The sequence below is a fragment of the Mesorhizobium sp. M7A.F.Ca.CA.003.01.2.1 genome, from assembly GCF_003998945.1.
GTDB lineage: Bacteria > Pseudomonadota > Alphaproteobacteria > Rhizobiales > Rhizobiaceae > Mesorhizobium > Mesorhizobium ciceri.
The window spans coordinates 1-4,898 of the sequence record NZ_RZRA01000389.1 but is presented as its reverse complement, the minus strand read 5'-3'; the positions used below and the strand labels follow the sequence as shown (position 1 = coordinate 4,898).

Sequence of the window (4,898 nt, the reverse complement as noted above, 5' to 3'; positions counted from 1 at the left end):
GATTCCAGCCTTTGCACGTTCTGGCTTGTGGACCTTCGCGCCTCCGGCTTTTATTAACAAAGCGTTAACTGCAAAATCGCCGCTCCGTGAGGTCCGCCAAGCGCATGCCGTCCGAATATTCCTTCCTTGATGTCGCCGTGCTCGACGCGGTCCGCCAGCGCTTTGCCGCAGGCGACGCGATCGCGATCCTGTCGGCGGATCTGGAGCAGGTGATCTGGGCCAATGGGCCAGGAGCCGCGATGTTCGGTTATCCCGACATCGAGGCGATCATAGGCGCCTCGGCGCAGTTGCCCGTGATCGCCAGGCGCCAGATCATGGCGACCAGCGGATTTCCCGAGATTGGCAGCGACCGCGCCATCATGGTGCGGCTGGCGACCGGCATGACCAGCCGCGCCGTCGGCTTCCTGGCCAGTGCGGTGACCATGCCGGACGCCGAGAAGGCGATCATGCTGGCAGTGCCGGCGGCTCAGACAGGGTCACGCAGTGCCGGCGAAATCGCCGCGCGCGCCATTAGCGGCTTCACCGAGGATGGTCATTTCATCGCCTTTGTCGATGCCAGGGGCAACGTTGAGGCGGCCTCGGAAGGATTTTCGGCACTGGGCATCCTGCCGGAGACGCTGGCAGCACTGGTTGCCGACGTCGCAGCCGAGAGCGACCGCATCGTCAAGCGCCTTGTCCCGGGCGGCACGGCCTCCTACCCGGCGGGGCTGGCAAGATTGACCGAGGAGCGGCATCTGCTGGTGGTGATCGACGAGGACCAGCTCGACGACACAGCCCCTGCGGGCGAACACCTCACGCAAACCATTGCCGAGGCGGCACCAGCTGGCGATGCGGCTTCGCAGCCGGAACAGGGTGGCGAGACGCCGACCGAGGAACCAGGCGCCGCACTGCCGACCGAGGACGTCGCCGCATCGCAGCCGCATGCGATCACCGACGTGATCGGGCAGGCGCCGACGGCTGCCAACAGCGATCAGGCGGCAGCAGAGCCCACACCGGCGCAACACGACCATTGGTACTTCAACGCCGGCGAGGACGGAGGGGAACAGGCGCCGCGACCAGCTGCGTCCGGACCTGAAGCGCCTCAAGAACCGGCGGCCCTGGAAGTCCAGTCCACCTCCGCGGCCACGCCGACGACCGTCTCGGCGATAGACCGCGCAGCGGCGCCGGTGCGCTTCGTCTGGCGCACCGATGCCGAAGGCAAGTTCAGCGCGCTGTCGCCGGAATTCGCCGACATCGTCGGCAAGCCGGCGGCCGACGTGATTGGCCGACGCTTCAGGGATGTCGCCGCCACATTCGGCCTCGACCCCTCGGGCGAGATATCGGGGCTCCTCGAACGGCGCGATACCTGGTCCGGACGCTCCGTGCTGTGGCCGGTCGTCGGCACCGATCTGAAGATACCCGTCGACCTGGCGGCGCTGCCTGTCTATGGGCGCAGCCGCGCCTTCGAGGGTTTCCGCGGCTTCGGCGTTGCCCGCGCCAGCGACGCGGTCGTCGATCCGGAGGCCATCGGCATGGCGCTGGTGCCCAATGGCCGGGCGCCGGCAACGCCGGAACCGCAAGTCATCCAACCCGCGCCCGAACAGCCGAACGCTGAGGAGCCCAGGGCCGAGGACGCTCAGGCATCGGATCCGTTCAAGGGCGAGGTGCCGGCGCTGACCATCGTGCCGAAACAGGAGCGGCGCTTTGCCGACAAGGTGATCCGGCTCGCCGAACATCGCCAGCCAGCCAACGACAAGGGCCTCTCGACCCTGGAACGCAGCGCCTTCCGCGAAATCGGCGAGCGGCTGAAGAAGGAGAGTGCTCCGGTCGAGCCACCAGAGACTGAGACTGCTGAGGCGTCGGCAGCGGAGACCGAGGCTCCGGTCAAGGCGTCCGACGACCCGATGCGCACCGGCGGCATCCCTGCGTCAGGGCCAGAGAACGAACCGGTCGAGCCATCCGAGACCGATGTCGATGCCGAAGACGAGCAGGATCTGGCACGGCTTGACGGTCACCCGGACGAAGCGGCTCGTGAAGCCCCCCCTGGGATGAATGTGACGGGCTCGTTGCTGGACTATGCCGGCCAAGATGACGAACGTGGCCCCGTGGCGGCGGAACCAGAGAACACCGCTGCGGTTTCGCCCGGCGAAGAGCCTGAAGCCACTGACGCGACACATGATGTCCTCGATGACGACAGCATGACGTCAGCAGATTTTCGCGATGCCGAAGACAGCGAGGATTGGGCGCAGCCCGACGAGGAAGCCGCATCGCCTGACGAGCAGGCGGTTGCCGCGCAGGCCGTCAATGCAGGCGACGCTGCGGAAATACGCGTCGAGCGCCCTCGCCTGCAGGTTCCGCCGCTCAAGGCCGAAGGGTTCGTGCCGTCGGCGTTTTCCGCCGGAGATGAACACAAGGCCCCGGACACGTCGCTGCTCGGTAAGCTGCCCGTGCCGCTGCTCATCCATTCCGGAGACCAGTTGCACTATGCGAACGAGGAATTCCTCAGCCTGACCGGCTACGAGGCGCTCGACGATCTGGCGGATGCCGGCGGCCTCGGCGCGTTGTTTGCCGACCCCTATGCCGACGACGGCGTTTCCGACGGCACCGATCGCGCGCTGCGGTTGAAGACGCGTGATGGACAGGAATTCCCGATCGAGGCCATTTTGCGCTCTGTCCCCTGGCGCGACGGCAAGGCGCTGATGCTGGTCGTGCGACGCTCCGGCGAGGATGATGCGCCGGCGAGCCTGCATGTGGTTGGCGACGAGCAGACGCAGCCGGATATTTCCGAGCTCAAGGTGCGCATCGCCGAGATGCGCACCATTATCGACACCGCCACCGACGGCGTCGTGCTGATCGGCCGTGACGGCACCATCCGATCGATCAGCCGGCCGGCCGAAGCACTGTTCGGCTTCGACAGCGACGATGTGACCGGCAAGCCGTTCGCCTCGCTGTTTGCCATCGAAAGTCAGCGCGCGGCACGCGACTATCTCAACGGACTGTCCGAGCCCGGCGTGGCGAGTGTCATGAACGACGGCCGTGAGGTGATCGGTCGCGAATCGCAAGGCCGCTTCATTCCGCTGTTCATGACCATCGGCCGGCTGCCCAACGACAGCGGCTTCTGCGCCGTCGTTCGCGATATCACGCAGTGGAAGCGGGCCGAAGAGGACTTGACGCAGGCACGTGCGGTGGCCGAGCGCGCGTCCTCGCAGAAGACCGATTTCCTCGCCCGCATCAGCCACGAGATCCGCACCCCGCTCAACGCCATCATCGGCTTTTCCGAACTGATGGTCGACGAGAAGTTCGGACCTGTCGCCAACGACCGCTACCGCGACTATCTGCGCGACATCAACCGCTCGGGCAATCATGTGCTCGACCTGGTCAACGACCTGCTCGACATCTCCAAGATCGAGGCCGGCCAGCAGGAGATGGCCTATGAGGCGGTGTCGCTCAACGACACGCTGGCCGAGACGGTGGCGATGATGCAGCCGCAGGCCAATCGCGAACGGGTCATCATCCGCTCCAGCTTCGCTTCGCGGCTGCCGGAAGTGGTGGCGGACCTGCGCAGCGTGCGCCAGATCGCGCTCAACATCCTGTCGAATGCCATCCGCTACACCCAGGCCGGCGGCCAGGTGATCGTCTCGACCGCCTATGAGACGTCGGGCGACGTCGTCATGCGGGTGCGCGACACCGGCATCGGCATGAGCCATGCCGAGATCGAGCAGGCGCTGAAGCCGTTCAAGCAGATCAACGCGCTGAAGCGCGGACGCGGCGACGGCACCGGGCTTGGACTGCCTTTGACCAAAGCGATGGTGGAAGCCAACCGTGCCCGGTTCACCATCAATTCGACCCCGGGCGAAGGCACCTTGGTCGAGGTCGCTTTTCCATCGACCCGTGTGCTCGCGGAATAGATCAGCCCTCCACGCTTCGATCCCGATAAAAAGAAAAAGGCGCCCAAAGGCGCCTTAAGAGATGGGATTGCTGTCACAACGGGGGCTTGAGCGAATTCGGATCCTCGGGGCTGAGGAACGGGATTTCTCCCTCAAGTTACCTGCGACTATCGACGCCGGACCTTAACAACCCCTTACCGGGGCGCCGGAAAATTTACGAATGTGTACCACTCATGAAATCTAGGTAAATTCTAGCGAGATATTTCGTTAACCATTCCGAAGTCACTTTTTCATACGTGTCGTTGCCTCAAAACCGGGCCACTTTTGAGCGACATGCATTAGCAGCTACTCGGCCAATTGCGGCAGGTTCTTGAACAGCTCAAGCGCCTCTGGATTGGCGAGCGCCTCCTTGTTCTTGATGGCGCGGCCATGCACCACGTCGCGCACCGCAAGCTCGGTGATCTTGCCCGACTTGGTGCGTGGGATGTCGGTGACGGCGACGATCCTTGCCGGCACGTGACGCGGGCTCGCGCCGCTACGGATTTTTGCCCGTATGCGTTTTTCCAGATCCTCGTCGAGCTGCACGCCGGCGGCCAGGCGCACGAACAGGATGACGCGCACGTCGTTGTCGAAGTCCTGTCCGATGCACAATGCTTCCAGGATCTCAGGCATCTGCTCGACCTGATTGTAGATCTCCGCCGTGCCGATCCTCACCCCGCCCGGGTTGAGCGTGGCGTCGGAGCGGCCATGGATGATGAGGCCGCCATGCTCGGTCCATTCGGCGAAATCGCCATGACACCAGACATTGTCGAAGCGCTCGAAATAGGCCGCCCGGTACTTCTTGCCATCGGGGTCGTTCCAGAAGCCGATCGGCATCGCCGGAAAGGCTTTTGCGCAGACCAACTCGCCCTTCTCCTGTCGGACCGGCCTGCCGTCGTCGTCCCAGACATCGACGGCCAGGCCGAGGCCGGGTCCCTGGATCTCGCCGGTCCAGACCGGCTGCGTCGGCACGCCGAGCACGAATCAGGAGAC

General features: G+C 64.8%; 1 protein-coding gene and 1 pseudogene. One reads left to right on the top strand and one right to left on the bottom strand.

Annotation, left to right across the window (positions count from 1 at the left end; genetic code table 11):
* The first annotated feature begins 104 nt into the window (after nt 1-104).
* The gene (locus EN969_RS16830) at nt 105-3,887 is read left to right on the top strand and encodes a PAS domain S-box protein (RefSeq protein WP_063170076.1); all 3,783 of its coding nucleotides are present in this window, start codon (nt 105-107) and stop codon (nt 3,885-3,887) included.
* Between the two features lie 324 nt (nt 3,888-4,211).
* On the opposite strand, the pseudogene EN969_RS16825 reads toward EN969_RS16830, so the two are convergent.
* Nucleotides 4,212-4,898, bottom strand: a pseudogene (locus EN969_RS16825) (acetoacetate--CoA ligase); the annotation flags it as partial.